The following is a 26,921-nucleotide window of genomic DNA, read 5'->3' on the forward strand; positions in this document are numbered from 1 at the left end:
TAGAGAGTTCTACTCCATAAAGAATGCCCCGATAGCTCAGTTGGTAGAGCAGAGGATTGAAAATCCTCGTGTCCCTGGTTCAAATCCGGGTCGGGGCACCATAAAAAGATAAAGCCTCAGCATTAATACTGCTGAGGCTTTTTTCGTTTCTAAAGGCTAAATTTTTTAAGAGTGTAGTTTATTAAACTCGATAGAGCTTTAATGATTGTAATTTTAGTCAGCTGAGTTTGTAGACTCAACTGACAAACGTTATGCAGGGGTGAATCTCTAGATTTGTTCTTTTAAGGTAAATAATAAATCTAGTGCTTGTCTCGGGCTTAACTCATTAATATCGGTATCAATAAGAGTTGTTACCACTGAGTGTTCTTCAGGGGCGAAACTGAGCTGCTCAAAGGCATCATTTTGTATAGGTGCTGGTAGTACGCTTGGAGTTTGCTGTTGCTCTAATTCGCTTAATCTTTGCTTAGCACGTTTGATTACTGTTTTTGGTACACCGGCCAACTGTGCAACTTGCAAACCAAAACTTTTGCTCGCAGCGCCTTCTTGTACTGCATGCATAAAGACAATGTTATCGTCATGTTCCATGGCATCTAAGTGAACATTGGCTAAGCTTGGAATTTGCTCTGCAAGCATAGTAAGCTCAAAATAATGAGTGGCGAATAAGGTAAAAGCCTTAGTTTTAAGTGCTAACATTTCTGCACAAGCCCAAGCCAGTGATAAGCCATCATAGGTACTGGTACCACGACCAATCTCATCAAGTAGTACTAAACTTTTATCTGTAGCGTTATGTAAAATGTTTGCCGTTTCAGTCATTTCGACCATAAAGGTTGAGCGGCCACTGGCTAAATCATCGGAAGCACCAATTCGGGTAAATATTCTATCAACTAAACCTATGGTCGCGTTATCAGCAGGTACATAACAACCAATATGAGCAAGCAAAACTATTAAGGCTGTTTGGCGCATATACGTTGATTTACCGCCCATATTTGGACCCGTAATAATCAACATTTTACGTTGCTCTGTTAATAACACAGGATTAGCGATAAAAGCATCACTAGTCATTTGCTCAACGACAACATGGCGACCAGCATCAATACTAATGACTGGTTTTTCAACTAAGTTAGGTTTTACATAGTTTAACGCTAATGCACGCTCTGCGAAGGTGGTTAATACATCGAGCTCAGCAATGGCTTGGCTTAATTGCTGCAGTTGCGCTAAATCGGGTAATACTTTATCGAATAACTCTTGATAGAGTGACTTTTCTAAGGCTAAAAATTTACTTTGAGCGCTAAGTACTTTCTCTTCATGTTGCTTTAATTCTTCGGTAATAAAACGTTCATTATTTTTTAATGTTTGGCGGCGAATGTAATCATCAGGTGCGTCGACTGCCGCGGTGCGACTCATTTCAATGAAAAAACCATGAACTCTGTTATAGCCAACTTTCAAAGAATGAATGCCGGTACGTTCTTTTTCACGTTGTTCAAGTTGTGCTAAAAATTCTGTTGCACCATCACTTAAATCTCGTAGTACATCGAGCTCGCTATTATAACCCGGAGCGATCACACCACCATCACGTATTAATACGGGTGGGTTTTCAACAATGGCCTGTTCTAACAAACCTTGTAGTTGAGGCATTGGCTGACTTTGTTGAGCAATAGTGGCTAAGTAATTGGTGGTTGATTCGCTAGTGTGGAGCTCTGTTAATTCACTTTTTAATTCATTCTGTAATTCTGGCATCTGCTGTAACGCATGACGTAAACGAGCAAAATCTCGGGGCCTTGCAGAGCCTAAAGCGATTCTAGAAACAATACGTTCAATGTCGCCTAAGCCTTTTAATAATGGTTGAATCGACGTGATCAGATCTAACGCTATGATATCACTTACCGTATTTTGGCGGTTATTAAGAACGGTTAAATCCCGTAAGGGGAAGTGTAACCAACGTTTAAGTAAACGCGAGCCCATTGTCGTCGATGATTTATCTAAAATAGCAGCAAGGGTATTGTCTAAACCGCCATGTAAGTTTTGGGTTAGCTCTAAATTACGCCTAGTGGCGGCATCAAGTACCACGCCTTTATTGGCCGATTCACAGATAATGGCACGAATATGAGGTAGGGCAGTGCGTTGGGTATCTTTAACGTATTGAAATAAACAACCGGCAGCAGCCAAACCTAAAGGTTTATCATCAACACCAAAACCAGTTAACTCTTTAGTATCAAACTGTTTGTTCAATAAGTTAATGGCCGTATCAAGATCAAATTCCCATTCTGGACGGCGACGTAAACCTTTTCTGTTCTCTATTAAACTAAAATCTTGTAGAGATTCACTATAAAGTAGTTCAGCAGGAGATAAACGCTGTAACTCAGCTTGAAGTTGTTCATTGGTTTGTGGCTCAGTCAGTACAAATCGGCCACTGGCCATATCTAAATAAGCAAGACCAAATGCAGGAGCTGAGCTTGTTTTTAGCTTTGCTTGCGGTGATTGATTATCGACGATAGCAACGATGAGGTTATCTTGTCTATCGGCTAGCAGTGCTTCATCACTAACCGTACCGGGTGTGATAACTCGAACCACTTTACGCTCAACCGGACCTTTACTGGTGGCAGGATCGCCTATTTGTTCGCAAATAGCGACCGATTCACCTAAAGCGACTAGCTTCGCTAAGTAGTTATCAGCCGCATGATATGGCACACCAGCCATTGGAATAGCATTACCACCGGTTTTACCTCGAGCGGTAAGTGAAATATCTAATAAGTCAGAGGCTTTTTTGGCATCGTCAAAAAATAGCTCATAGAAATCGCCCATGCGATAAAAGATCAAAGTATGTGGAAACTCAGCCTTAATGGTTAAGTACTGGCGCATCATAGGGGTATGTGAAGAAAGATCTTTTGTGGCAGTGGTCATGAAATGCTAAAACTCTTATGTTATTACTAGCTATATACTAGGGGGTAATTATACCGGCAGGTATTATTCCTAGATTATGCCATAAGCAGTATTAGCATTTCTTCACTTTTTAATAATTATTCCGAGCTGCTGTAATTACCTAGCCATCCATGTAGTAAACAGTGACCAAGCAATTAACCACATAACTAAAGCAATAATTATATCTATAGTCATTTTTACTTTTGGTTTGCTTAATTGTTTTGAAAGTTTGGCTGCGCCAAATGCTAAACAGCTAAACCAAGTTAATGAACCAAAAATGCAGCCAATAAGGAAATATACTTTCACCTCATCAGAGTATTGCCCGCCAACACTGCCAATAACCATCACGGTATCAATGTAGGCATGTGGGTTTAAAAAAGTAACGGCCAAGGTTGTCAGGAAAATAATCTTTGCCGATTTCTTTTTCAAAAGTGTATCAGCTGTATTTTTGCTCTGCACAAATGCAGACTTCATTGATAGTAGGCCATAAACACTTAAAAACAAGATACCACCCCAAGTGAGTATATTGAATAAAGTAGTATTATGTGACAGTAAAATACTACCACCAAGTACACCTATACTTATCAACAAAGCATCGTAAAGAACAAAAAGAGCGGCGGTCATTTTATGATGATTTTGATGAATGCCCTGATTGATTAGCATAGAGTTTTGCGTACCAATAGGTATGATCATACTTAATGTTAGGGTAAAACCTTTTGCTAAAACTAATAAGCTCATAATGGTACTCGATAAATAGTCTGTAAATTTGATAAGCGCTAGTTTGCATTAATCCTCCATTTAAATATAATTAATAATAATTAACTATCATTAGTAAAACTTATGAGGATTATGTGGGGTTATGGCAAATTTTGACTATAAACTTCTTGCTGCGCTGGCTGAAGTTATCGAACTACAAAGCTTTGAGTTGGCGGCACAAAAATTATTCATTTCACAATCAGCAATCTCTCAACGCATTAAAGCGCTAGAAGAGCATGTTGGACAACCCGTTCTTATTCGTAATCAACCTATCGTCGCGACACCAGCAGGTGAACAATTACTGAGTCATTTTAAAAAAGTGAAACAACTTGAGCATGAGCTAGTACCACTTTTATCTCCAGATAAACCGATTAAGCCGATGAAAATCTCGCTAGCGGTTAACGCAGATAGTATTGCTACCTGGTTTATTGATGCAATTACACCGGTACTTAAAAACCATTTAGTCGAGTTGAATTTAATTATTGAACATGAAGAAAGAACCTTAGATAAGTTACGAAGCGGACAAGCTATTGGCGCAGTAAGCACTATTGAAAAACCCTTAAAAGGATATCGCTCTTTCAAGCTTGGTGAGATGGAATATTGCTTGGTTGCCAGTAAAGGTTTTGCGAAAAAATACTTTCCAGAAGGGGTGAACCAAAACTCATTAAAGATGGCGCCCGCGATAAGTTATGATCATAAAGATGATATGCATGTACGTTATATTGCAAAACACTTTAGTTTGGCAGCCAGCGAATATTATTGTCATAGTGTTCGTTCATCAGAAGCATTTATCCCGTTAGCCAAGCAGGGCGTTGCTTATTGCTTGATACCTAAATTACAAATAGAGCAAGAGTTAATCGCGGGTCAATTAATAAGTTTATGCCCTGGTATGGAATTAGTAGAGACCTTGTATTGGCATAGTTGGGTGTTGGTAAAAGGTGTTAACAAAAAAATATCAGAACAAATAGTTCGTATTGGTCGTGAAAAATTAGCACATTAGCATTTTCTATTAAGTTGCAATATTCATGGTTGAAACAGTACTGTGTAAACGAAGTAATTTATCGACATGTAAATGGAAAAGTAACTTTTTATGATTGATATTCTAAAAGTTACTTTTTGATTTTTATTCTTTATTTTTCAATTGACTAAAAGTAACAGTTTGTTGTTTTTTTATTTAAAATAAAAAAAGTTATAATAAAACTTGATACTGTACGAACTTACAGTATACTTGTCTCATCAAAACGAATTAACACAACTGCTCGCGGAGTAATTTATGAAAGACGATAAAGAAAAAGCACTATCAGCAGCCTTAGCCCAAATTGAACGTCAATTCGGTAAAGGTTCAATAATGAAACTTGGTGATAATACCACCATGGATGTAGAAACTATTTCTACAGGTTCATTAGGCTTAGATATCGCCTTAGGTGCTGGCGGCTTACCAATGGGTCGAGTTGTTGAAATTTATGGTCCTGAATCGAGCGGTAAAACAACGCTAACTTTAGAAGTTATCGCCGAAGCACAACGCAACGGTAAAGTTTGTGCATTTATCGATGCAGAGCATGCTCTTGACCCTGTTTATGCTGAAAAATTAGGTGTTAATATTAATGAGTTATTAATTTCTCAGCCTGATACTGGTGAACAAGCACTGGAAATTGTTGATATGTTAACGCGCTCTGGTGCTATCGACGTTATTGTGGTCGATTCTGTTGCCGCGCTTACACCTAAAGCTGAGATTGAAGGTGATATGGGTGATTCACATATGGGCTTGCAAGCACGTATGTTGTCTCAAGCGATGCGTAAGCTTACCGGTAATTTGAAAAAATCTAATACCATGCTTATTTTCATTAACCAAATTCGTATGAAAATTGGTGTTATGTTCGGTAGCCCAGAAACCACTACAGGTGGTAATGCATTAAAATTCTACGCTTCAGTACGTTTAGATATCCGTCGTATTGGCGCGGTTAAAAACGGTGATGAAATCGTTGGTAATGAAACACGTGTGAAAGTGGTTAAAAATAAAATTGCTCCACCATTTAAGCAAGCTGAATTCCAAATTTTATACGGCGAAGGCATTAACAACTTAGGTGAGTTAATTGAATTAGGCGTTAAGCATGAGTTTGTAGAGAAAGCAGGTGCTTGGTATAGCTGTAATGGTGAAAGAATTGGTCAAGGTAAAGCTAATGCTGCTAAATATTTAGATGAACATCCTGAAATGGCTAAAGATGTTGATACTAAATTACGCGATATGTTTTTATCAAAAGCTGTTGTGGCAGAAGATAAATCAGAAGTAAAAGAAAAAGAAAAGGCATAACTGAATAATTAGCACGAGTTTTTGTTAATAACATTTAGCTAAAATTCAGCGAAAAAAAACGTAACCTTAGACGTAAGGTTACGTTTTTTTATGTCCGATAGTTTGTAGAATGATACAAACTAATCAGAAAAACTTACTCGTGGTCGTGACCACAACCGCCTTCACTATGAACATGTCCATGTTCAAGTTCATCAGCTGTGGCTTCTCGTACTTCGATAACTTCCACGTCAAAACTTAAGTCTAAACCTGAAAGTGGGTGGTTACCGTCAACGGTAATAACATCATCTTGTACGTCAATAACAATAACTGTTTGTTCGCCATCATCAGTTGTTGCACGTAGCTGTGTACCAAGAGATAGATCTTCAACACCAGCAAGTGCTTCTCTAGGAACTGTTTGAACATAATCATCATGACGCTCACCGTAAGCTTGCTCACAAGAGACAGCAACTTCGAATTTATCTCCAGCTTCGTGATCGATCAGGGCAACGTCTAAACCAGGAATTAAATATCCAGAACCTTGGATAATAGCCATTGGTTTATCTTCGTACGAGCTATCAATTAAAGTGCCTTCGCTGTCAGAGACTGCATAGTGCATAACAACGACATTATTTTTAGCTATTTTCATGTTTTATCCTAATGATTTTAAAATTTGAGCTTATTTAGCTGCAAGGGTATAAGGTAATGTCTGATTTGTCACTACGGAATCAGCTTGAGAAGCAATACGCATTGAAGGCAGGTCACCATCATTCGCTAATATGGCTTGAATGATACAACTGCCATCATCTGCTTGGTAATGAGCAAGTATATCGCCAGCTTTTCGCCAGTTTTCGCCTAATTGCTTTTCAATGACATCATCCGATTGAAAAGGTTGCTCAAGTTGAGAACTCAAGCAAAATAGGGCACGTTTGTTTTTTCCTAAATACTGCATTCTAGCGACAGTTTCTTGTCCTAGGTAGCAGCCTTTCGTGAAACTTATACCATTAATCGCTTGTAAATTAAGCATTTGAGGCACGTAATGACCACTAGTGCTGGCTGTTAAAATAGGAAAACCTTGGGTTATTTCTAATAAGTTCCATACCGACTGCGAATACATAGGTAGTGCTAATTTTTCACTGAGGGAGGTAATGCCAGCTTCTTCATCAATAATAATATAACGAGGTTGCTCACCACAAAGGTAAACTAAATTAGTCGAGCCAACTTGTATTACAGGAGTTAAGCTATCGGGAACTTGAGAGAATTCTTGCTGTAATAGGGTACTGGCCTGTTTGCCAACTAAAGCAATAAAACGTAAATCATCAGTCACATCGATAGTTACTTTAGCGAAAACGCCAAACTTTTTGAGTTCTTTGAGTGAACCCTCAATACTAGCTGTTGGTTGTAATAATAAGTGAGCAGAAGAGCGATTAATTAATCGAAAAACAGAAAAAACTTTTCCTTTTGCATCGCAGTGAGCTCCTACAAGCAAGTTAGACTCCGTGCTGCTGTTAACATCACACGTTACTTGTCCTTGTAAATACTTGCTTTGCTCTTCACCAGATAAAGAAATAGCCCCAAAATCATTAAGTTCAATAAGGTAAGTCTCTGGCAGCTGTGTTAGATATGGTAATTCTGTACTGGTGGTAATTGTCATAATGAACTCTATGAAAAAGCTATGATTGAATATTAATACCAATCGGACTAATCAATAAACTAATCTGTTTGGTATAAGGTTAACTATAGAATAGGGGCGAAAATGGCAAAAACAACTAGAAGACCGTTTTTATTAATGATATTTGGCGTTTTTAATAGCTGTGTCTTGAGAGTTATTGTTACAATGTCGCCGTGTAAATCAATTGCGTTAATCACCAGTGTTAATCAACAAGGGATACTTATGTCAGGTAACGAAGCTTCAAGCAATACAGTGACAAATAATGAAAACTCGACTAATCTTTTAAAAGTCAATAAGGCTCGCTTAAAGTGGGCATGTCGTCGCGGTATGTTAGAGTTAGATGTGTTGTTTATGCCATTTGTTGATGAAGCATATGATGATTTATCAACGAAAGATCAGTTTACCTTTGAACGTTTACTTACCGGTCAAGATCCTGAATTATTTGCATGGTTTATGGGGCATGAAGTTTGTGAAGATACAGAGCTCAACGCAATGGTTCAACTTATACTCAAACGCGTCAAAGTATAATATCAATGTAAGAGATTCCCGTTACAAGCTAGCAGTTTATAGCTTTATAGCAATATTAACTTGCTTAGTTATTCTTGTTAGCTTTACCTTCCATTATGGTTTGGCACTGGTGTTTGCAGTCGTCAGCCTTGTATCAATTAGCTTATTCTTATCAATTAGCGATAACAATCCTATCACCAGCTCACTCACCTTGACTAACACGGGTGTAATTGGGCTTAATAATGACAACATAAATTATCAACTGTTAGCTGAAAGTAGACTCAGCTTTATTGGTTGTTGGTTAGTTATTATGCCAAATAACAGTACCGCTACCCAACAAAGCAGTTCGAAGAACAGATACCCTAAACAGATTTTTATATTCAGGGATAGCTTACATGAGCAAGATTTTTCTCGCTTAGCCAGAGTGATCAATCAATTAAAATAACTCTGTGGCTTTGAGTTAAATCGTTTTTATTGTTCTGGCGAAAGTATTGTTGGTTTAGCTGTTGTTAACAAGTCAGGATAATCTAATGTGTAATGCAGACCTCTGCTTTCTTTACGTTCCATAGCACACCTTATAATAAGCTCTGCCACTTGCACCAAATTTCTCAACTCAAGTAAATTATTGCTGACTTTAAAATTTTGATAATAATCTTCAATTTCCTGTTGAAGCAATTCAACACGATGTAATGCGCGCTCTAAACGTTTAGTTGTTCGTACAATACCCACATAATCCCACATAAATAATCTAAGCTCGTGCCAGTTGTGCTGAATGACAACTTCTTCATCGGAGTCTGTAACGCGACTATCATCCCAATGAGGAAGGGTTAAATAGTGGTCACTTTGGACTAAGGTTTCACCGATCTCTATGGCAGCAGCGCGGGCAAAAACAAGACATTCAAGTAGTGAGTTGCTAGCTAAACGATTTGCACCGTGCAAGCCGGTATATGACATCTCACCAATAGCGTAAAGCTGGCTAATATCTGTTTTACCTTGATGATCAACCATTACTCCACCACAGGTATAATGTGCGGCCGGAACAATAGGAATAGGTTGCTTAGTGATATCTATGCCAAGGGACATAGTTTTTTCATAAATAGTTGGAAAATGCTGTTTGATAAACTCACTGGGCTTATGACTGATATCGAGATACATACAATCTGCACCTAAACGTTTCATTTCATAATCAATCGCTCGTGCAACAATATCACGGGGTGCTAATTCTGCGCGCTCATCAAAAGCTGGCATAAAACGGCTGCCATCAGGGCGTCTTAATTTAGCGCCTTCACCGCGAAGTGCCTCGGTAAGTAAAAAGGTTCCGGCAGAAGGGTGAAATAAGCAGGTAGGATGAAACTGATTGAACTCCATATTCGCAACGCGACAACCTGCTCGCCATGCCATCGCAATGCCATCGCCACTGGCCACATCGGGATTTGAAGTATATTGATAAACTTTACTCGCACCGCCTGTGGCTAAAATAGTTTTTTGTGCGTAAATACTTTCAACTTTCTCGGTATTTCTATTCCAAATATAGGCACCAATACATTGTTTGGGTTGGTTACCGGTATTGCTAGGCTGGCAAATAAGGTCAATTGCATTAAAACGTTCAAAGATTCTAATACGCGAATGTTGTCTTACTTGATCGGCTAAAGTGGTCTGAATTGCTTGGCCAGTTGCATCCGCTGAATGCAAAATTCTGCGATGACTATGTCCGCCTTCACGAGTTAAATGATAACGAGATTCACCCTTACTACTTTCTTCTTTATCAAATTCAACGCCTTGGTTTATTAACCATTCTAAACAAGACTTAGCATTTTCAGTGGTAAATCGAACCGTATCTTCATCACATAGACCCGCACCAGCAACGATGGTGTCTTCAACGTGAGAAGCAACACTATCATTTTCATCAAATACCGCGGCAATCCCCCCTTGAGCATAAAAGGTAGAACCTTCGTTTAATGGGCCTTTACTTAAAATGACGACATCGGCATTTTGAGCTAAATGAAGTGCCAAAGTTAAACCAGAGGCGCCACTGCCAATGATTAAAACATCACAATTGTTTTGTTGAGTCATACTTTTTGATTAAGTTCAGCTATAAAAGCGAATATATAAGTAAGGGATTTTCAGGTATTCTATAATACATAGGAATAAGTCGCCAGATAATAGCGTTTAATTAACGTTTGATAACACTCTGGTAATTAATAATGTCATTGCTGACAAGCCAATAATTCTAATTATTAAAAAAAGATCGAAATAAATAGAACTTTTTTGAAAAACGTTAGTCTTATTTTATGCGTTTGTTATGAGCCAATGGAAAATATGAGTACAAATCAATTGTCAGTGTTAAAGGATACGGCTCAAAAGAGCGAACCAAATATAGATCAACAGTTAGTTGAGCGGGTTCAGCGTGGCGATAAAAATGCGTTTAATCTGCTGGTAACTAAATATCAGCATAAAGTTGCTAATTTAGTCAGTCGTTATGTTAAAAATCATAGCGATGTACCTGATATTGTCCAAGAAGCCTTTATTAAGGCATATCGAGCATTACCTAACTTTAGAGGTGATAGTGCTTTTTATACTTGGCTATATCGTATTGCTGTTAATTGTGCAAAAAATCATAGTGTCGCATTAGGTCGTAAACCACCAAGTAATGATGTCGAAATTAGTGATGCTGAACTTTATGATACCGGTGATGCGCTAAGAGAGAATGCTTCACCAGAAAAGATATTACTGACAGCTGAAATTAAAAAAGTAATTTTTAGTACTATGGAGTCACTCCCTGATGATCTGCGCTTAGCAATTAATTTTCGAGAAATTGAAGGTTTAAGCTACGAAGAAATTGCGACGATAATGGAGTGTCCTGTAGGCACCGTGCGCTCACGTATTTTTAGAGCACGTGATGCCATAGACAAGAAGATTAGACCCTTGTTGCAAAAAAATAATTAAGTCATTTGTCAAAGCAAAATTTAACTAAGTGTTTTTAAGGTAAAATATGAGTGAAATTAAAACAGAGTCAATATCTTCATTAGTCGATAATTACTCTCCATCAACAGATGATAGTATCAGTGCGCATTTAGTTGATAACATGCTCAAGGATGAACACTTATCAAGTACGTGGCAAAACTATCATTTAATAGGTGATGTATTACGCGATGAAGTGCCACAATCGTTGCAACTAGATTTAAGTGAAACAATTTCTGCAGCTATTGCGCAAGAAGCCACTATTTTATCGCCCAACTCCTCTATGAAAACCTCTGGAAAAAATAGTCATTTATCTACTGATGAAAATGTTTCTATCAGTAATAATTCAGCAGCTCAACAGACTAACAATGTTGTTGATGCTAGCAATCGTTTTAAAGCAAAAATTGCTAATTTGATTAAGCCTATGGGGCAGGTTGCCATAGCTGCTTCTGCTGCTGCTTTAATGATTGTAGGTGTCCAAAACAATGTGATAGACAATTCCACAGTTACGCCAAGTCAAGTCGTACAAACAGTGCCTTTATCTGGTTATGCAAATCCTGTTAGCTTCAATGTTCAATCTACTCCAACTCAGCAAAGCCAACAAAGTAGGCAACAAACTCAGCAAGCAATGAATGAACAATTAGCTTCTGATAGAATTGCGCAACAGCGCCGCTTACAAGCACTGTTGAAAGATCATAATCAACAAGTTAAATTAGGTAGTAATATAAAATAGCTTGATTGGCTGAATTAGTTGATAATTACACTTTCAGCCATCATTTTTTGAGAATTTATGAAACTATCGGCATTTTTATTATTGCTGTTAAGCTTTAATGTATCAGCAATAACTGCTGATACCGAATCCGCGAAGCTTTCCCTAGAGCGACTCACCAATTCACTTCGTCAACTCAATTTCTCAACGTCATTTGTTGTGGTTAAAAATAACCAAGCAGAGCCTTATCATTGGTTGCATGGTATTGGTGAAAATGAGCAAGAATTAGAAATTTTCACTCGACTCAACGGTCCTCGCCGTGATGTTTTGCGCCAAGGCGATATTGTTAGTTATATCGAACCTGAGCAAGAACCTTATTCCATAATTTCTAGTGATGTTAGAAGTCCAATTCCAACGATTTTTCGTGGTAATATTAGTGAGCTAGAAGAAAGTTATCGTTTTATTTCTGTTGGGCGCAGCCGAATTCTTGGCCGTGTGGCTCAACTTGTTCGCATAGTATCAAAAGATAAATATCGTTTTAGTTATTGGCTTTGGCTTGATCAGAAAACAGGGTTGTTGTTAAAAATGGCGGTATTGACACGTCAAGGACAATTACTAGAGCAAATTCAATTTACTCATATTGAAGTAAATGAGCAGTTAACAGATAATCTAGAACAGTTTCAGTTAACTGAATTACCTGAGGTTGTTGAAGTAACACAACAATATAATAAAGCGCTTTCCTGGCAAGTTGACTGGCTGCCACAAGGTTTTACTGTGGTAAAATCTAATCAACATAAATTAAATAGTCATAACCAAGATGATGAAAAAGCGGTTGAATTTATGCTGTTCTCCGATGGTCTAGTTGAAGTATCTGTTTATGTTAACCTTAGCCAAGAAAAATTTAGAGCGCCTGAATATGCGAGTGATGGGGCTACAATGGTTTATAATCATATTCTGCAAGGGATAGAAGTTGGCATTGTTGGTGACATCCCTTTAGCAACGGCCAAAAAAATCGCCGAATCAATCGCCCCAGCTGTAATTGATAATGTAAAAGACAATGCTCTGCACTCGAAAGGAGAACAGCAAGATGATTAAAGAGTTAGCTAATGTTGTCGCTATCCAAGCAGGGCAAGTTACGGTTACAAGTCAAATAAAGTCAACGTGCAGTGGTTGTGCACAAGTTGATACTTGCGGCAGCGGACAAATAGCTAAAGCATTGCCACAAGCTAAACTTACTTTAACTTTACCCTATGATATCAGCGTTACTGGAGTCCCTTTGAAGGAGGGTGATTGTGTCATTTTAGCTTTACCTGAAAAGCATATTTTATCGAGTGCTGGTCAGGTTTACTTATTTCCTCTCTTTGGCTTAATTACTTTTTCCGCTATAGGGCAATGGTTGTTAAAACAACAAATATTACCTCATGAATTATTTGCGTTAGGATTTGGTCTTATTGGAGGATATTTAGGATATCGATTCGCTAAATATCAGCAAAAACAAGGTAAACAAAGCGAAAATTTACAACCTAAAATTATTGAAGTTCTTCCTTCTCCAAACCTCGATTAAAAGAGTATTAGCCTGTTACTGCTTGAAACAAAAGATATCTGAACAAAAGATAGCCCCAAGGCAGTAAATTCGTTAAAATCACGCCATTATATTATTTTAACGCCTTTTATTTGACTGCCTTTTATGAAAAATATTCGAAACTTCTCAATTATTGCCCACATCGATCATGGTAAATCAACACTTTCTGACCGTCTAATTCAGCATTGTGGCGGTTTACAAGAGCGTGAAATGGAAGCACAAGTGCTAGATTCAATGGACATTGAACGAGAGCGTGGCATAACAATTAAAGCGCAGAGTGTTACTTTAGATTATAAAGCGAAAGATGGTGAAGTTTACCAGTTAAACTTTATCGACACGCCCGGACATGTTGACTTTTCTTATGAAGTATCACGTTCATTAGCCTCTTGTGAAGGCGCATTACTCGTTGTTGATGCCGGACAAGGAGTTGAAGCGCAAACGGTTGCTAACTGTTATACCGCGCTTGACATGGATTTAGAGGTTTTACCAATTTTAAATAAAATTGATTTACCCCAAGCAGATCCTGAACGTGTATGTGAAGAAATTGAACACATCATAGGTATCGACGCTACTGACGCTGTAACTTGTTCAGCTAAAACAGGCATTGGTATTGAAGATGTTTTAGAAACTATTGTCAAAAATATTCCTTCTCCTAAAGGCAGTATAGATGAACCGCTGCAAGCGTTAATTGTTGATTCATGGTTTGATAATTACCAAGGTGTTGTTTCACTTGTTCGTGTTATCAATGGTGAAGTTAAAAAAGGCGATAAAATGTTGGTGATGTCTACCGGACAAGTTCACCAAATCGATAAAGTCGGCATATTTACACCAAAACAAACAGACACTGGTGTATTAAGAGCTGGCGAAGTAGGTTTTATCATTGCTGGTATTAAAGAAATTCATGGTGCGCCAGTAGGTGATACCGTCACTATCAGTAAGAAAGAAACAGCAAAAGCGTTACCTGGCTTTAAAAAAGCGCAACCACAAGTCTATGCTGGTATTTTCCCTATAAGCTCAGATGATTATGAAAACTTCAGAGATGCGCTTAACAAATTAAGCTTAAATGATGCATCATTATTTTTTGAACCAGAAAACTCTTCAGCATTAGGTTTTGGTTTCCGTATCGGTTTCCTTGGCATGTTGCACATGGAAATAATTCAAGAACGCCTAGCCCGTGAATATGATTTAGATTTAATTACTACAGCGCCAACAGTAAACTATGAGATTGCTTCTACTAACGGCGAAGTTGTTTCTATAGATAACCCGGCAGATCTTCCTGCAATTAATAATATTGAGGAGATTCGAGAGCCAATCGTTCAAGCGAATATTTTAGTACCACAAGAATATTTAGGCAATGTCATTACCTTGTGTATTGAAAAACGCGGCGTGCAAAAAGATTTAATTTATCACGGAAACCAAGTTGCAGTTACTTATGAACTTCCTATGGCTGAAGTGGTCATGGACTTTTTTGATAAGCTTAAGTCAACCAGTCGAGGTTATGCCTCATTAGACTATCATTTTATCCGCTTTGAAGCTGCAGACATGGTTAGAGTTGATGTCATGATTAATGGAGACCGTGTTGACGCCCTCGCTATGATTACTCACAGAGCAAACTCGGTCGCGCGTGGACGATTACTGGTAGATAAGCTTAAAGAGCTGATACATCGTCAAATGTTTGATATCGCAATACAAGCCGCTATTGGTAACAATGTTATAGCGCGAACTACCGTGAAGCAACTACGTAAAAATGTGACCGCTAAATGTTACGGTGGTGATATTAGTCGTAAGAAGAAGCTTCTACAAAAGCAAAAAGATGGTAAAAAACGCATGAAACAAGTGGGCAATGTTGAAGTGCCACAAGAAGCATTTTTAGCCGTTCTTAAACTTGATAGTTAGTTTAAGCTGTTAAGTTAATTTCTAAAGTAGCGACAGTAAATAAATGCTTGTCGCTAAAACTTTACTTGATAGAATTTTAAAATAGGAAGTGTATGGCCGTTTATTTTTCCATTATCTTAGTGATAATTACCGTATTAACAGGAATCGTTTGGTTTACTGATAAGTTCTATTTGGCACCACAGCGAAAATTGAAAGCTAGTGCCGCGCAACTATCAGCGAAAGAATCGTGTGCAGCTGAATTAACACCACAAGCGCTAGCAACGCTAACAGAACCATCGCCATTAGTAGATACCGCGGTACAAATTTTTCCAGTGATCGCTTTTGTTTTAATTCTACGCTCTTTTTTGTACGAACCATTTCAAATACCATCAGGCTCGATGATGCCAACATTACTTGATGGTGATTTTATTCTAGTGAATAAATTCAATTATGGGTTAAAAGATCCAGTGCTAAGACACAAGTTTATTGAAAACGGTTTACCTGAACACGGTGACGTTGTTGTATTCAAGTATCCACAAGACCCTAAAGTTGATTTTATTAAGCGCGTAATTGGCTTGCCAGGTGACCGAATTATTTACCGAAATAAATCACTTTATATCAAGCGAGCTTGCCAAGAGTCTGATACTAAATGTCCTGATTTTGAACAAATACAACAAAACCTTGTTGGTAAGTACGTAGGCCCAGATGCTGAGCTTGGTATGAATGAATTTGAATCTAAGATGCTAAATAAAAGCCATCAAGTATTAAATGATCGTCAAACCTTACCTCGGGTAGCTCACTACTTCCCGCAAGCAGGTACTGCCGCAGATGAATTTTTGGTCCCAGCTAAGCATTACTTTGTTATGGGCGATAATCGCGATAACTCTTTAGACGGTCGTTTTTGGGGCTTTGTTCCTGAACAAAATCTTGTCGGTGAGGCTGTTGCGATTTGGATGAGTTTCGACTTCGATAGAAGCGAAGACAGTATTTTACCTCAGTGGTTACCATCAGGTGTACGCTTTGATCGCATCGGCGAAATTATTTAACATGGCTACTTTTTTTACATGGCATAAAGAGTTATATCGTGAAAATTAATCCTCACAATCTTGCTAGATTAACCAAAAAGCTTGGTTATGAATTTAATGAACCATTATTATTGGTGCAAGCACTTACACATCGAAGTGCCAAGGGCGCTCATAATGAAAGACTTGAGTTCCTAGGGGATTCTATTTTAGGTTTTGTTATTGCTGAAGCGCTTTATGATAAGTTCCCAAAACATGACGAAGGCGATCTTACTCGCATGCGCTCTAGCCTAGTTAAAGGAGTAACGTTAGCTGAAGTTGCACGAGACTTTAACTTGGGTGAATGCTTAATATTAGGGCCTGGTGAATTAAAAAGTGGCGGTCATCATCGTGAATCTATATTAGAAGATGCGATTGAAGCCATTATTGGTGCTGTATATTTAGATTCAAATATCGAATGTTGTAAAGCACTTATCTTAAGTTGGTTCGAAAGACGATTAACGGTGATTAAACCGGGTAATGAACAAAAAGATCCTAAAACTCGCCTACAAGAATTTTTACAAGGAAGAAAGATCCCTCTTCCTACTTATGAAGTAATTGATACAACTGGGCAATCTCATAACCAAGAATTTACCGTTCGTTGCCAAACGTCAGTGATCAGTGAAGTCGTCATCGCTAAAGGAACAAGTCGTCGAAAAGCAGAGCAAGAAGCTGCTCAGCAGATACTTGCTTTAATTGAAAAAGAAAGAGAAAAAGAAAAAGAAGTAAAAATAAAACCAACAAAACAAGCTAAATTAGCAAATCCCCGACATACTAAAAGTAACCCAAGCAGCTCAAGCAAAAATAGCAGCACGAGAAAATAAATTATGCACAACGATACCTCGAATACCTATGCAGGCTTAATTGCTATTGTCGGTCGCCCAAATGTTGGTAAATCAACGTTACTAAATGCCTTATTAGGGCAAAAAATTAGTATTACTTCTAAAAAACCGCAAACTACTCGTCACCGTATTTTAGGAATTTTGACTGAAGAAAATAGACAAGCTGTATTGGTAGACACTCCTGGTTTACACACAGAAGAAAAACGTGCCATAAACAGACTAATGAACCGTGCTGCAAGTAGCTCAATTGCGGAAGTTGAGCTAATAATGTTTTTAGTTGAAGGAACTCATTGGACACAAGATGACGAGTTGGTTTTATCTAAAGTTAGACAAAGTGGCACACCGTGTATATTGGTCGTTAATAAAACGGATAATATACCAGATAAAGATGAGCTATTACCTCACCTACAAAAATTAGGTGCTATGCATGACTTTAGAGATATTGTGCCTATCTGTGCGACTAAGGGGCACGGCGTTGATACCATTCGCCAGTTATGTTTAACATCTCTTCCTGAAGGAGTATTCTGGTTCCCTGAAGATCATATTACTGATCGTTCTAGTCGCTTTATGGCTTCTGAAATTATTCGAGAGAAGTTGATTCGCTTTACTGGTGATGAGTTACCTTACTCTATCACTGTAGAGATAGAGCAATTTAAGATGGATGATAAGGGGATTATTCATATAAATGCCCTTATATTAGTTGAGCGAGACAGTCAAAAACGTATGGTGATTGGCAATAAAGGTGAGCGCTTGAAAACCATTGGTCAAGAAGCCAGACGAGATATGGAAAATTTATTTGAGAGTAAAGTCTTCCTTGAAACTTGGGTAAAAGTGAAATCAGGCTGGGCAGATGATGAACGAGCATTACGCAGTTTAGGTTATGGTGATGATTACTCAGGCTAGTTGGAATGAGGTAAATGATTGAACAAAAAGCATTTGTTTTACATAGTCGCCCGTACCGGGAAAATCAGCAGTTAGTTGATTTATTAACAGAGCAAGATGGTAAGGTGACGGCCTTAGTATATGTTGGACAATCTAAGCGTTCTATAAAAAAAGGCTTAATTCAGCCTTTTTTACCGCTAAGATTAACATTAAAAGGTAATGGAAATATTAAGTATATTACTCAAATAAACTCAATTGCCAAATCATATTCGCTGATAAAACATAGCCTATTTAGCTCTTTTTATATTAATGAATTATTGATTCGTTTATTAACAGAGCAAATTGCTTGTCAGCACTTATTTTCTCAATATCAAACAACTTTGACAGCCTTAGCTCAAGGCGAAGAAATAGCCCCACAATTACGTTTATTTGAATTAGCGCTGCTTGAAGAATTAGGATTGTCATTTGACTTTAGCCCTGTATTTGAGCACGATGCTAATTACTTTCATTATATCGCTGAGCAAGGCTTTGTGCCTGTATATGGTTCTTTTCCAAAGAATAGTACTCAATGCTTCGATAAAACCCATTTACAAGTAATTGCCCAGCGGGGATCTCTAGACCAAAGTTCATTATCCGGAAACTCGTTAACTGAAAGCTCGTTATCCGAAAGTAAGGTGACAGCAGAAGTTAGTTATACTTTTAAGTTGCTAATGAGACAGGTTATTAACCAGCTGTTAGGGAATAAGCCATTAAATAGCCGTAAACTTTTTGCAAACAAAGCATACAGTTGAGCAATTTACATAGTAGAAAAACATTATAAAAAATCAAAAAAGAGAATGAAAATGTCTGAATTATTATTAGGTGTAAACGTTGACCATATTGCCACACTAAGACAGGCGCGAGGTACTAATTACCCTGACCCTGTTTATGCCGCAAGCGTTGCAGAACATGCCGGAGCAGATGGTATTACTGTTCACCTGCGCGAAGATAGGCGTCATATCCAAGATAGAGATATTCATGTTTTAAAACAAACATTACATACTCGTATGAACTTTGAAATGGCAGTCACAGATGAAATGGTAGCCATAGCCTGTGATGTGAAACCAGTATTTTGTTGTTTAGTTCCTGAGAAACGTGAAGAGCTTACCACTGAAGGTGGTTTAGATGTTGTAGGGCAATTAGATAAAATAACTAAAGCAACAGAGCAGTTAACGGCTGCGGGTATAGCCGTAAGTTTATTTATTGATGCTGATAAAGCACAAATTGATGCTGCGGTTGCCAGTAAAGCTCCTTATATAGAAATTCATACGGGACATTATGCAGACCTAAGCTCAGAAGAAGAGCAGTTGATAGAACTTGATCGCCTAACTGTCGGTATTAAGTATGCGCATAGCTTAGGATTAAAAGTTAATGCTGGTCATGGTTTAAATTATTTTAATGTGAAGCCTATTGCTGCTATTAAAGAAATTATCGAGTTGAATATTGGCCATGCCATAATCGCGCGTGCGGCAATTGATGGCTTAGATAAAGCTGTTAGAGATATGAAGCAACTGATGTTAGAAGCAAGAAATTATAATACTTAATAAATAGTTAACGTAAGGCATGATTTAATAAACTCACTTATTTTATATTTGTTAAAATTATAGTCTACACTTTACAAATTATGGTCTACACTTTAAGGAATACGCTGTATAAGGGATTCAGCATACAAATAGGTGGGATTAATGATGCAGACACAGATGAAACCAATGCTCGAGCGTAGAAAGGAGACTCCAGAGCAGTCGGTTTGGTGGAATAAATTATCATTGGCGCAAAAATTTTCTGCTAGTAGCCTAGGGAAATTTGGTTATGAGCTTAGCTTCGTTCGTAATGACAATGGACATAGTTTAGCTGTACTTCAATGTAGTGGTGGTATCGCCGTGATTACTGAGGATGGTGATATAGATACATCACCAAATATCACCATTCGCTAACTAGTAAGAAGCTATTATTTAACAAATAAATAAGACTCCTATTACCTCCCAAGTAAACAAACTCTATAGTTGTTTTACTCACTTTTACTTAGTTAATGACTATTTTCACTCATTTCTTTAAGCGCTTCAGGTACTGCAAATAATACCTGATCTATATGTTCGAAAAACTCTAAAAACTCCGGTTCAAGCTCTTCAGTACTCAAGCCCATTTTTAATTGGGTTTCTAATTGAACGGTAATTTTGGCTAAATTTGGGGTTCCAGTATAACAACAAGCGCCATTAAGTTTATGAACAAGACGTTTTATTTGTGCGATATCTTGAACGTCAATTGCTTCACGAATACTTAGTTGAGTTTCGGGTAAACTTTCAACTAAACCTAATAACATTTCTTTTGCTAAATCAGCTTTATTGGCGCTACGCTTTAGAGCTAAAGGCCAATCAATTACCTTTGAAAGTGAGTCATCCTGGTTAATAACTTCAGGTGAAATTACCGGAGCCGTTGAGCTTACTAGGTGGTCGAAGTCGCAATACTCATAAATAATATGACGTAACATCGTTTCATCAATTGGTTTTGTCATGTAGGCATTAAAACCTTGTTGATGCATTTTTTCCCTTTCACCACTAAGTGCATGTGCAGTAACGGCTATGATGGGAGTGTTATTATTGTTAGTTAACTGCTTTATTTCTTTTAGAGCACTAATGCCGTCCATAATAGGCATTTGAATATCCATGAAAATTAAAGAAAAAGTTTCGACTTTACAGAGTTCTACGGCTGACATGCCATTGTCGGCTTCAACTACCTCAGCTACTTGCTCTAACAACAATGCTTTAATTAACTTTAAGTTGGCCTCATTATCATCAACAGCCAACACTTTTATAGGTAATACTTTATCCATAGGTGCATTCAGAGTGAGCTTTTCGGCCTGAGTTTTGATAACTGGCTGTAATACTCGGCTTAAGGTCGTTGGCGATAAAGGTTTGCTCATACAACTTATTGCACCACTGGCAATCAATGCCTCTTGTAAGCTTGGTGAAGTATTATTTAAAGCTAGGTGTATATTGCTGGAAATTGGCTGTACTTGTGCAATCGTTTTTTTCAATTCGCTTAGCGCTGTGGCTGTTTGATTGTGGCCTATAAGTGCATAGTCAAAGCCTCGTTGGGTCTGACTACTATGAGAAAGTACTTGTGATAACTCATGGCGATTTATTACACTGGTAACACGCATTTTCCAGTGCTTTAATACGTTTTTTGTGGCTTCCCGACTATGATTGTTTTCTTCAAAGTAAAGTACCGTTTTATTTGCCAGATGCTGATTATCTAACTCTAACATTAACGGCATTGCATTAATTTCACATTGGAAAGTAAACCAAAAAACTGACCCTTGATTTTTCTCACTGCTAAAACCTATATCGCCGTTCATCTCTTGGGCAAGTCGCTGACAAATCACCAAACCTAACCCAGTACCACCATATAAGCGGGTGATACTTTGATCTGCTTGCGTAAAAGCATCAAAAATGGTTCTTTGCTGGTTGGTAGTCATACCAATCCCAGTGTCGGTAACAATGACCTTTAATTTTATATTATTCTGGCTTACTTCTTCACTGGTTATATCTACAGCAACAGAACCTTGTGGCGTGAATTTTATCGCATTACTGACCAAGTTGGTGATAATTTGTTTTATTCTCATGGTGTCACCAACAAGAGAGTCAGGTAATTCTTGTGGAAGGTTTATAGATAATTCAATATTCTTTTTATGGGCTGATGGAGCCAACAATGTAAGGGTTTCATCAATCGATTCTCTTAAAGAAAAAGGAATGTTTTCAGTAACCATTTTACCGGCATCAAGTTTTGAAAAATCGAGAATATCATTAATTATGGTCAATAAATTGTTTGCTGAACGGTCAATTGTCTGTAAATAATCACGTTGATTTTCAGTGAGTGGTGTTTTTAGTACTTGTCGAGTAAAGCCTATTACTCCATTGAGTGGCGTTCGTAACTCATGACTCATATTAGCTAAAAACTCAGACTTTACTCTGTTGGCTTCTTGCGCTTTTCGCTTGGAAATACTAAGTTCGACATTTTGAATTTCAAATTGCTCTAAACTTTCTCGTAAATCTATTGTGGCTTGATCGATACTCGCTTGCATTTCATTTTGGTAACCGTCGAGCGACTGTGCCATGGCATTAATACCATTCTTTAAAAAATTCAGCTCCCCAATGAGTTGACCACTTACTCTGCTCTCTAATTTCCCTTCTCTTATTCGCTCAATTGCTTGCACCATAGAATTAATAGGCTTCGTTACTTTCTTAATGAGCCTAATTGCAAAAATAGCGCTAAGTAATGAGCCAAGTAGGGCAAAAGCAAATGCGACTATAAACTGACTTTGTTGTTGAAAATTAAGGTGGCTTTTATCAATTTGCATGGCTATATAGCCAATAATTACTGGTTTTGAGTTATTGGTAGCATAATTATATTGAGAACTGGCAATTGCTGTAATTTTTGCGTTGGTCTGATTGTTATAGTTCTCATCTATAATGGGGGTTCTAAAAATTATATAATCAGATAATGTTTCAATATTAGTGTGGTTTGGTAACTCTACCCCAGCTTTTAGTCGCATTAAATTGGTATCACCATGATAAGCACTGGTAACAAAAACCTGATTATCTTCGGTAAAAATAACAATGCTTTTTACAATGCTTGATTGATTACGGTGAGTAAAGCCGATCAGTTGACGAAGTTTATCTCTGTTCTTGCTCAATAAAGGATCTTTACTGGCAATTGCGATCGGTTCAATTATGCTTTTAGCGCGTTGTTCGAGAAAGTCATTAAGTTCAACAGAGCGGCTATAAGAAAAATAACTAGCTAAACCAAAACCGATTAAGGTGGTTGGTATAATAGTGAGTATGATAACCCAGTCTTTCAGGCTTATTTTATGCATTTTTTTGTTGAACTTTTGTGATAAATTTAGGGTAAAATACCCACTGAAATAATTAGCTATCTAAATGATTATCCAACTTAACATAAATAATCTCATAAGCTGCGATAAATTTATAGTGTAGATGGCTAAGCTACTTCAAAATAAGCATTAATTAGTTAATTATATTAGCGTAAGTTCTAGGGTGAAAATGGCAAATTATTATAAAGCAGCAGTAAAACCAAAAACGGCTAATCAACGATTGACCGTCACCGTTGATAAACTTGACATGAATGGTGTAGGTGTTGCCCGCTGGCAGAATAAGCCAATTTTTATAGCAGGTGTTTTACCCAATGAAATTGTTGATGTAAAGGTTATTGAGCAGAAAAGTAAGTATGCCCGCGCTAAACTTATCTCAATTGATAAACAAAGTGATAGTAGAGTTATACCTCAGTGTCAGCATTTTGGTCTTTGTGGTGGCTGTGATTTGCAAATGCTTGATTTAGAAGAACAGTTACTTTTTAAACAACAAAAAATTACTGACTTATTTTCCCGAAGTTTTAGCACTCAAAATTTTCCTGCTGCAATTAATACAGCACAGCTACCTTGGCAGGCCGCAATAAAAAGCTCTCCTTGGCATTACCGTCGTAAAGCTCGCATAGGAGTGCAATTCGATAAGAACGCTCAAGCGACGATTGGTTTTAGGCAAAAATCAACCAATCAACTAGCAGCAATTAAGTCATGTCCTGTTTTAGTTGAACCGCTTAATGCTATTTTTCCTTTGTTAAAGAAGTTATTGGCACAACTTACCGTAAAGTCTGCCATTGGGCATATAGAAGTGATCCAAGCGGATATTATTGATACAAACTCGGAAGAGAAAATACAAAAAGATAATCAAGTTGTACTTGTTGTTCGACAGCTAAAGTCTATGAACGAAACTGATATCGGGCTTTGGCAATCATATGCTCAGCAATATTGTTGGCATGTCATTATTGATGATGGTAACAAACAACTGCCGCTAGTTGGTATCAAAGGAGAAAGTTCTTCTGAACTATCATATGAATTAGCTGATGAAAATAAAATTTATTTTTCGAGTAGTGACTTTATACAAATTAATCATCAGGTTAATAATGCAATGATAAGCCAAGCCTTAACTTGGTTAAATATTTCAGCTACCGATAATGTATTGGACTTGTTTTGTGGTCTCGGAAATTTTAGCTTAGCGCTAGCAAAACACGCAAAACGTGTTGTGGGCGTTGAGGGATTGCAAGTCATGGTTGATAAAGCCAGGCAGAACTCGCTTATTAATGGACTTGATAATTGTCAGTTTTACCAAGCTGATTTGAATAGTCATTGGCTATTAGAGTCTTGGGTAAAAGGACAGGTTTTTGATAAAGTATTACTTGATCCCGCAAGAGCTGGCGCAGAACAAGCGGTGAGTCAAATTGCGGAACTAAAAATAGCCAGCGTGTTGTATGTCAGCTGCGATCCAGCAACATTAGCAATAGATAGTGCAATACTTGTTTCTCAGGGCTACAAGCTTGAGAAAATATCACTCATGGATATGTTTTCACAAACAAAGCATGTTGAGACTATGGTATTATTTACTCATACTAGTTAGCATTAAATATCAGAAAACCCTTAAATTTCAATGTTAAGCTAACCAATCAAAGAGAAAGGAACACCCATGGTTTCCGTGCGTAAATCACATCAAATAACAGTGCAAAGCTTTGAGCATTGGCTAATCGATTTAGCGTTAACCGATATCAAAAAAAATGCTTTGTCTGCTTTATGGTTACAAGTATCAAACTGTTATCAGCCTGAAAGTGCTGAGAAACAGCAATTGCTTCATAAAAGCATGGAAATGGTTGAGATTTTAAGTGGCCTTAACCTAGATGCTGACTCGTTAGTCGCGGCTTTTATCTCACCATTATTAGCGAATGATATTATTGAAATAGAATTTGTTAAAGAACACTTTTCTAAAGATATCCTAATGCTCTGTCAAGGTGTTGAGCAAATGGCAGCTATTAAAGCATTACGCCAACAAAGTAATCAGTTAAGTGATCAGGCTCCACAAAATATAGACAATATTCGCCGTATGTTATTGGCTATGGTGGATGATGTTCGTGCTGTAGTGATCAAGTTAGCTGAGCGTTTATGTGATTTACGCGAAAAGAAAAATAGTGATGAAGAAACGCGTGTACTGGTAGCAAAAGAGAGCGCGAATATCTACGCACCGTTAGCGAACCGTTTAGGAATCGGTCAATTAAAATGGGAGCTAGAGGATATTTCTTTTCGTTATCTTCACCCGCAAGTTTATAAAAAAATTGCTAAACTTTTAGATGAAACTCGACTAGAACGCGAGCAATATATGGCCAGCTTTGTTGGTCACTTAAATAGCGAACTGAATGCTTTAGCCATTAAAGGCGAGGTTTATGGACGCCCTAAGCACATCTACAGTATCTGGAAGAAGATGCAGCAAAAATCTCTTGATTTTGAGCAGCTTTTTGATGTTAGAGCCGTACGTGTGGTGGTTGAGCGCGTACAAGATTGTTATTCGGCATTGGGTATTGTTCATACAGAATGGCAGCATATTGCAAAAGAGTTTTATGATTATGTAGCGACCCCTAAAGCTAATGGCTACCAATCAATACATACAGTAGTTCTAGGGCCAGAGGGAAAATCGGTTGAAGTACAAATTAGAACCAAGCAAATGGATGATGATGCTGAGCTCGGTGTCGCGGCGCATTGGCGTTATAAAGAAGGGAATGCGAGCGGTAAAAGTAATAGTTTTGATGATAAAGTTGGCTGGTTAAGAAAAATTTTGCAATGGCAAGATGATGTTGCTGAAAGTGGTGAGTTGCTTGATGAATTACGAAGTCAGGTATTTGAGGACCGAATTTATGTATTCACCCCTGGTGGCGATGTTATCGATTTGCCTATGGGTTCAACTCCTTTAGATTTTGCTTATTATATTCATTCTAATGTTGGCCATACCTGTATTGGTGCAAAAGTCTTTGGAAAAATAGTACCTTTTACCCACCAGTTGCAAACAGGTGATCAGGTGGAGATACTTACCAGTAAACAACCTAATCCGAGCCGAGACTGGCTTAACCCTAATTTAAACTATATTCACTCCTCACGGGCTCGTGCAAAAGTTCAGCACTTTTTTAAATTACTCGATAGAGATAAATACATTGCTTTGGGTAAAGAGTTATTTGATACCGAAATAGCTAAGTATGACTTAGCCTCTACGGACTTATTAGCGGCAGCAAAACGCTTTAATATGAAAACTGTCGATGATCTTTATGCTGCTATAGGTAGTGGTAACGCGAGATTACAGCAAGTTATCAACCACTTTACCCAACTTGATAGTAAATTAAAGCCTAAACCTGAAATAGACCCGCAAAGTTTAGTTAAACAAACGACAACCAGTAAAGCCTTAGCGCAAGACGATAATGGTATTACTGTTTCCGGGGTTGGTAATTTACTCACGCATATGGCTAAGTGTTGCCAGCCTGTTCCCGGTGATACAATTTCGGGGTTTATTACTCAAGGTCGGGGTATTTCTGTGCATCGACAAGATTGTGAACAATTGGCTAATGCCCTTAATTTACAACCTGAGCGGTTAGTTGAAGTACAATGGGGAAGTGAGAATAAAATAAGTTACCAAGCCACAGCACAAATTATCGGCAGCGATAGACAAGGCTTATTACGAGATATCTCGACCATTATTGCTAATGAAAGAGTAAGTATTGTTGGCATGGATAGTAATACTGATAAAGTAAAACAAACGATGAGTATGAACCTAAAATTAGAAGTCGCTAGCAGTGAATTATTAACGCGCGTCTTGGATAAATTACGCCAACTGGATGATGTTACCCAAGTAAGGCGACTTTAGTTACTTTCGGGAGTTGCTCTGGAGAGTAACTCAATCCGGTGTCTTAAATAATGATAAATATAATAAAGCGAAGAAGTAA

General features: G+C 37.8%; 23 protein-coding genes and 1 tRNA gene. 18 read left to right on the top strand and 6 right to left on the bottom strand.

Annotated elements, in window-relative coordinates; all coding sequences use genetic code 11:
* Nucleotides 1-25: 25 nt before the first annotated feature.
* Nucleotides 26-101, top strand: a tRNA-Phe gene (locus ESZ36_RS10160).
* 166 nt (nt 102-267) lie between these two features.
* Here ESZ36_RS10160 and mutS read toward each other — a convergent pair.
* A complete protein-coding gene (gene mutS / locus ESZ36_RS10165) occupies nt 268-2,901 on the bottom strand; it encodes a DNA mismatch repair protein MutS (RefSeq protein ID WP_146787154.1) in 2,634 nt (877 codons plus the stop codon).
* Nucleotides 2,902-3,036: 135 nt separating this feature from the next.
* Nucleotides 3,037-3,657 carry a LysE/ArgO family amino acid transporter gene (locus ESZ36_RS10170; protein WP_146787157.1) on the bottom strand — a complete coding sequence of 207 codons (621 nt, stop codon included), beginning with the start codon at nt 3,655-3,657 and terminating at the stop codon, nt 3,037-3,039.
* Nucleotides 3,658-3,778: 121 nt separating this feature from the next.
* Here ESZ36_RS10170 and ESZ36_RS10175 point away from each other — a divergent pair, with 121 nt between their 5' ends.
* Both ESZ36_RS10175 and recA read left to right on the top strand, forming a co-directional pair.
* Nucleotides 3,779-4,675 carry an ArgP/LysG family DNA-binding transcriptional regulator gene (locus tag ESZ36_RS10175; RefSeq protein ID WP_146787160.1) on the top strand — a complete coding sequence of 299 codons (897 nt, stop codon included), beginning with the start codon at nt 3,779-3,781 and terminating at the stop codon, nt 4,673-4,675.
* Nucleotides 4,676-4,948: 273 nt separating this feature from the next.
* A complete protein-coding gene (recA, locus tag ESZ36_RS10180) occupies nt 4,949-5,986 on the top strand; it encodes a recombinase RecA (RefSeq protein WP_146787163.1) in 1,038 nt (345 codons plus the stop codon).
* Nucleotides 5,987-6,119: 133 nt separating this feature from the next.
* Here recA and ESZ36_RS10185 read toward each other — a convergent pair whose 3' ends face one another.
* Both ESZ36_RS10185 and ygfZ read right to left on the bottom strand, forming a co-directional pair.
* Nucleotides 6,120-6,611, bottom strand: a complete 492-nt coding sequence (locus ESZ36_RS10185) for an FKBP-type peptidyl-prolyl cis-trans isomerase (RefSeq protein ID WP_146787166.1) — start codon at nt 6,609-6,611, stop codon at nt 6,120-6,122.
* Nucleotides 6,612-6,641: 30 nt separating this feature from the next.
* Entirely contained in the window at nt 6,642-7,616 is a 975-nt protein-coding gene (gene ygfZ / locus ESZ36_RS10190) for a tRNA-modifying protein YgfZ (RefSeq protein WP_146787169.1), read from the bottom strand.
* Between the two features lie 240 nt (nt 7,617-7,856).
* Between ygfZ and ESZ36_RS10195 the strand changes: the two genes are divergently transcribed.
* A complete protein-coding gene (locus ESZ36_RS10195) occupies nt 7,857-8,162 on the top strand; it encodes an FAD assembly factor SdhE (RefSeq protein ID WP_146787401.1) in 306 nt (101 codons plus the stop codon).
* Nucleotides 8,095-8,586, top strand: a complete 492-nt coding sequence (locus ESZ36_RS23125) for a protein YgfX (protein ID WP_342779726.1) — start codon at nt 8,095-8,097, stop codon at nt 8,584-8,586. Before ESZ36_RS10195 ends, ESZ36_RS23125 begins: the two co-directional genes overlap by 68 nt.
* A 26-nt stretch (nt 8,587-8,612) precedes the next feature.
* Here ESZ36_RS23125 and nadB read toward each other — a convergent pair whose 3' ends face one another.
* Complete coding sequence (nadB, locus tag ESZ36_RS10205; protein WP_146787175.1) at nt 8,613-10,214, bottom strand: L-aspartate oxidase; 1,602 nt, start codon at nt 10,212-10,214, stop codon at nt 8,613-8,615.
* 246 nt (nt 10,215-10,460) lie between these two features.
* Between nadB and rpoE the strand changes: the two genes are divergently transcribed.
* The 11 genes from rpoE (at nt 10,461) to ESZ36_RS10260 (ending at nt 20,026) form a co-directional block, all read left to right on the top strand.
* Nucleotides 10,461-11,087, top strand: coding sequence for an RNA polymerase sigma factor RpoE (gene rpoE, locus ESZ36_RS10210; RefSeq protein ID WP_011044865.1), 627 nt, complete (start codon nt 10,461-10,463; stop codon nt 11,085-11,087).
* Between the two features lie 46 nt (nt 11,088-11,133).
* Nucleotides 11,134-11,835, top strand: a complete 702-nt coding sequence (locus ESZ36_RS10215) for a sigma-E factor negative regulatory protein (RefSeq protein ID WP_146787178.1) — start codon at nt 11,134-11,136, stop codon at nt 11,833-11,835.
* 57 nt (nt 11,836-11,892) lie between these two features.
* On the top strand, nt 11,893-12,906 hold the full coding sequence (locus ESZ36_RS10220) for a MucB/RseB C-terminal domain-containing protein (protein WP_146787181.1): 1,014 nt from the start codon (nt 11,893-11,895) through the stop codon (nt 12,904-12,906).
* Nucleotides 12,899-13,375, top strand: coding sequence for a SoxR reducing system RseC family protein (locus tag ESZ36_RS10225; RefSeq protein ID WP_146787184.1), 477 nt, complete (start codon nt 12,899-12,901; stop codon nt 13,373-13,375). The genes ESZ36_RS10220 and ESZ36_RS10225 overlap by 8 nt, the downstream gene beginning before the upstream one ends.
* Before the next feature lie 123 nt (nt 13,376-13,498).
* Nucleotides 13,499-15,289 carry a translation elongation factor 4 gene (gene lepA, locus ESZ36_RS10230; protein ID WP_146787187.1) on the top strand — a complete coding sequence of 597 codons (1,791 nt, stop codon included), beginning with the start codon at nt 13,499-13,501 and terminating at the stop codon, nt 15,287-15,289.
* A gap of 92 nt (nt 15,290-15,381) precedes the next feature.
* Nucleotides 15,382-16,314: a signal peptidase I gene (gene lepB, locus ESZ36_RS10235; protein ID WP_146787190.1), complete on the top strand. Its 933-nt coding sequence runs from the start codon at nt 15,382-15,384 to the stop codon at nt 16,312-16,314.
* Between the two features lie 44 nt (nt 16,315-16,358).
* Nucleotides 16,359-17,153: a ribonuclease III gene (gene rnc, locus ESZ36_RS10240; RefSeq protein ID WP_146787404.1), complete on the top strand. Its 795-nt coding sequence runs from the start codon at nt 16,359-16,361 to the stop codon at nt 17,151-17,153.
* Between the two features lie 3 nt (nt 17,154-17,156).
* Nucleotides 17,157-18,074 (top strand): GTPase Era, encoded by a 918-nt coding sequence (gene era / locus ESZ36_RS10245; protein ID WP_146787193.1) that lies wholly within the window; start codon nt 17,157-17,159, stop codon nt 18,072-18,074.
* Nucleotides 18,075-18,088: 14 nt separating this feature from the next.
* Nucleotides 18,089-18,844, top strand: a complete 756-nt coding sequence (gene recO, locus ESZ36_RS10250; protein ID WP_146787196.1) for a DNA repair protein RecO — start codon at nt 18,089-18,091, stop codon at nt 18,842-18,844.
* 51 nt (nt 18,845-18,895) lie between these two features.
* Complete coding sequence (gene pdxJ, locus ESZ36_RS10255; protein WP_146787199.1) at nt 18,896-19,636, top strand: pyridoxine 5'-phosphate synthase; 741 nt, start codon at nt 18,896-18,898, stop codon at nt 19,634-19,636.
* A gap of 141 nt (nt 19,637-19,777) precedes the next feature.
* Nucleotides 19,778-20,026, top strand: coding sequence for a hypothetical protein (locus tag ESZ36_RS10260; RefSeq protein WP_146787202.1), 249 nt, complete (start codon nt 19,778-19,780; stop codon nt 20,024-20,026).
* 92 nt (nt 20,027-20,118) lie between these two features.
* On the opposite strand, the gene barA is transcribed toward ESZ36_RS10260, so the two are convergent.
* Nucleotides 20,119-22,965 (bottom strand): two-component sensor histidine kinase BarA, encoded by a 2,847-nt coding sequence (gene barA / locus ESZ36_RS10265; RefSeq protein ID WP_146787205.1) that lies wholly within the window; start codon nt 22,963-22,965, stop codon nt 20,119-20,121.
* A gap of 187 nt (nt 22,966-23,152) precedes the next feature.
* Here barA and rlmD point away from each other — a divergent pair, with 187 nt between their 5' ends.
* Nucleotides 23,153-24,562, top strand: a complete 1,410-nt coding sequence (rlmD, locus tag ESZ36_RS10270; protein ID WP_146787207.1) for a 23S rRNA (uracil(1939)-C(5))-methyltransferase RlmD — start codon at nt 23,153-23,155, stop codon at nt 24,560-24,562.
* A gap of 66 nt (nt 24,563-24,628) precedes the next feature.
* Nucleotides 24,629-26,842 carry a GTP diphosphokinase gene (gene relA / locus ESZ36_RS10275; protein ID WP_146787210.1) on the top strand — a complete coding sequence of 738 codons (2,214 nt, stop codon included), beginning with the start codon at nt 24,629-24,631 and terminating at the stop codon, nt 26,840-26,842.
* The last annotated feature ends 79 nt before the right edge of the window (nt 26,843-26,921 follow it).

Origin of the sequence: Colwellia demingiae, assembly GCF_007954275.1 — a bacterium.
GTDB classification, from domain to species: Bacteria; Pseudomonadota; Gammaproteobacteria; order Enterobacterales; family Alteromonadaceae; genus Colwellia; species Colwellia demingiae.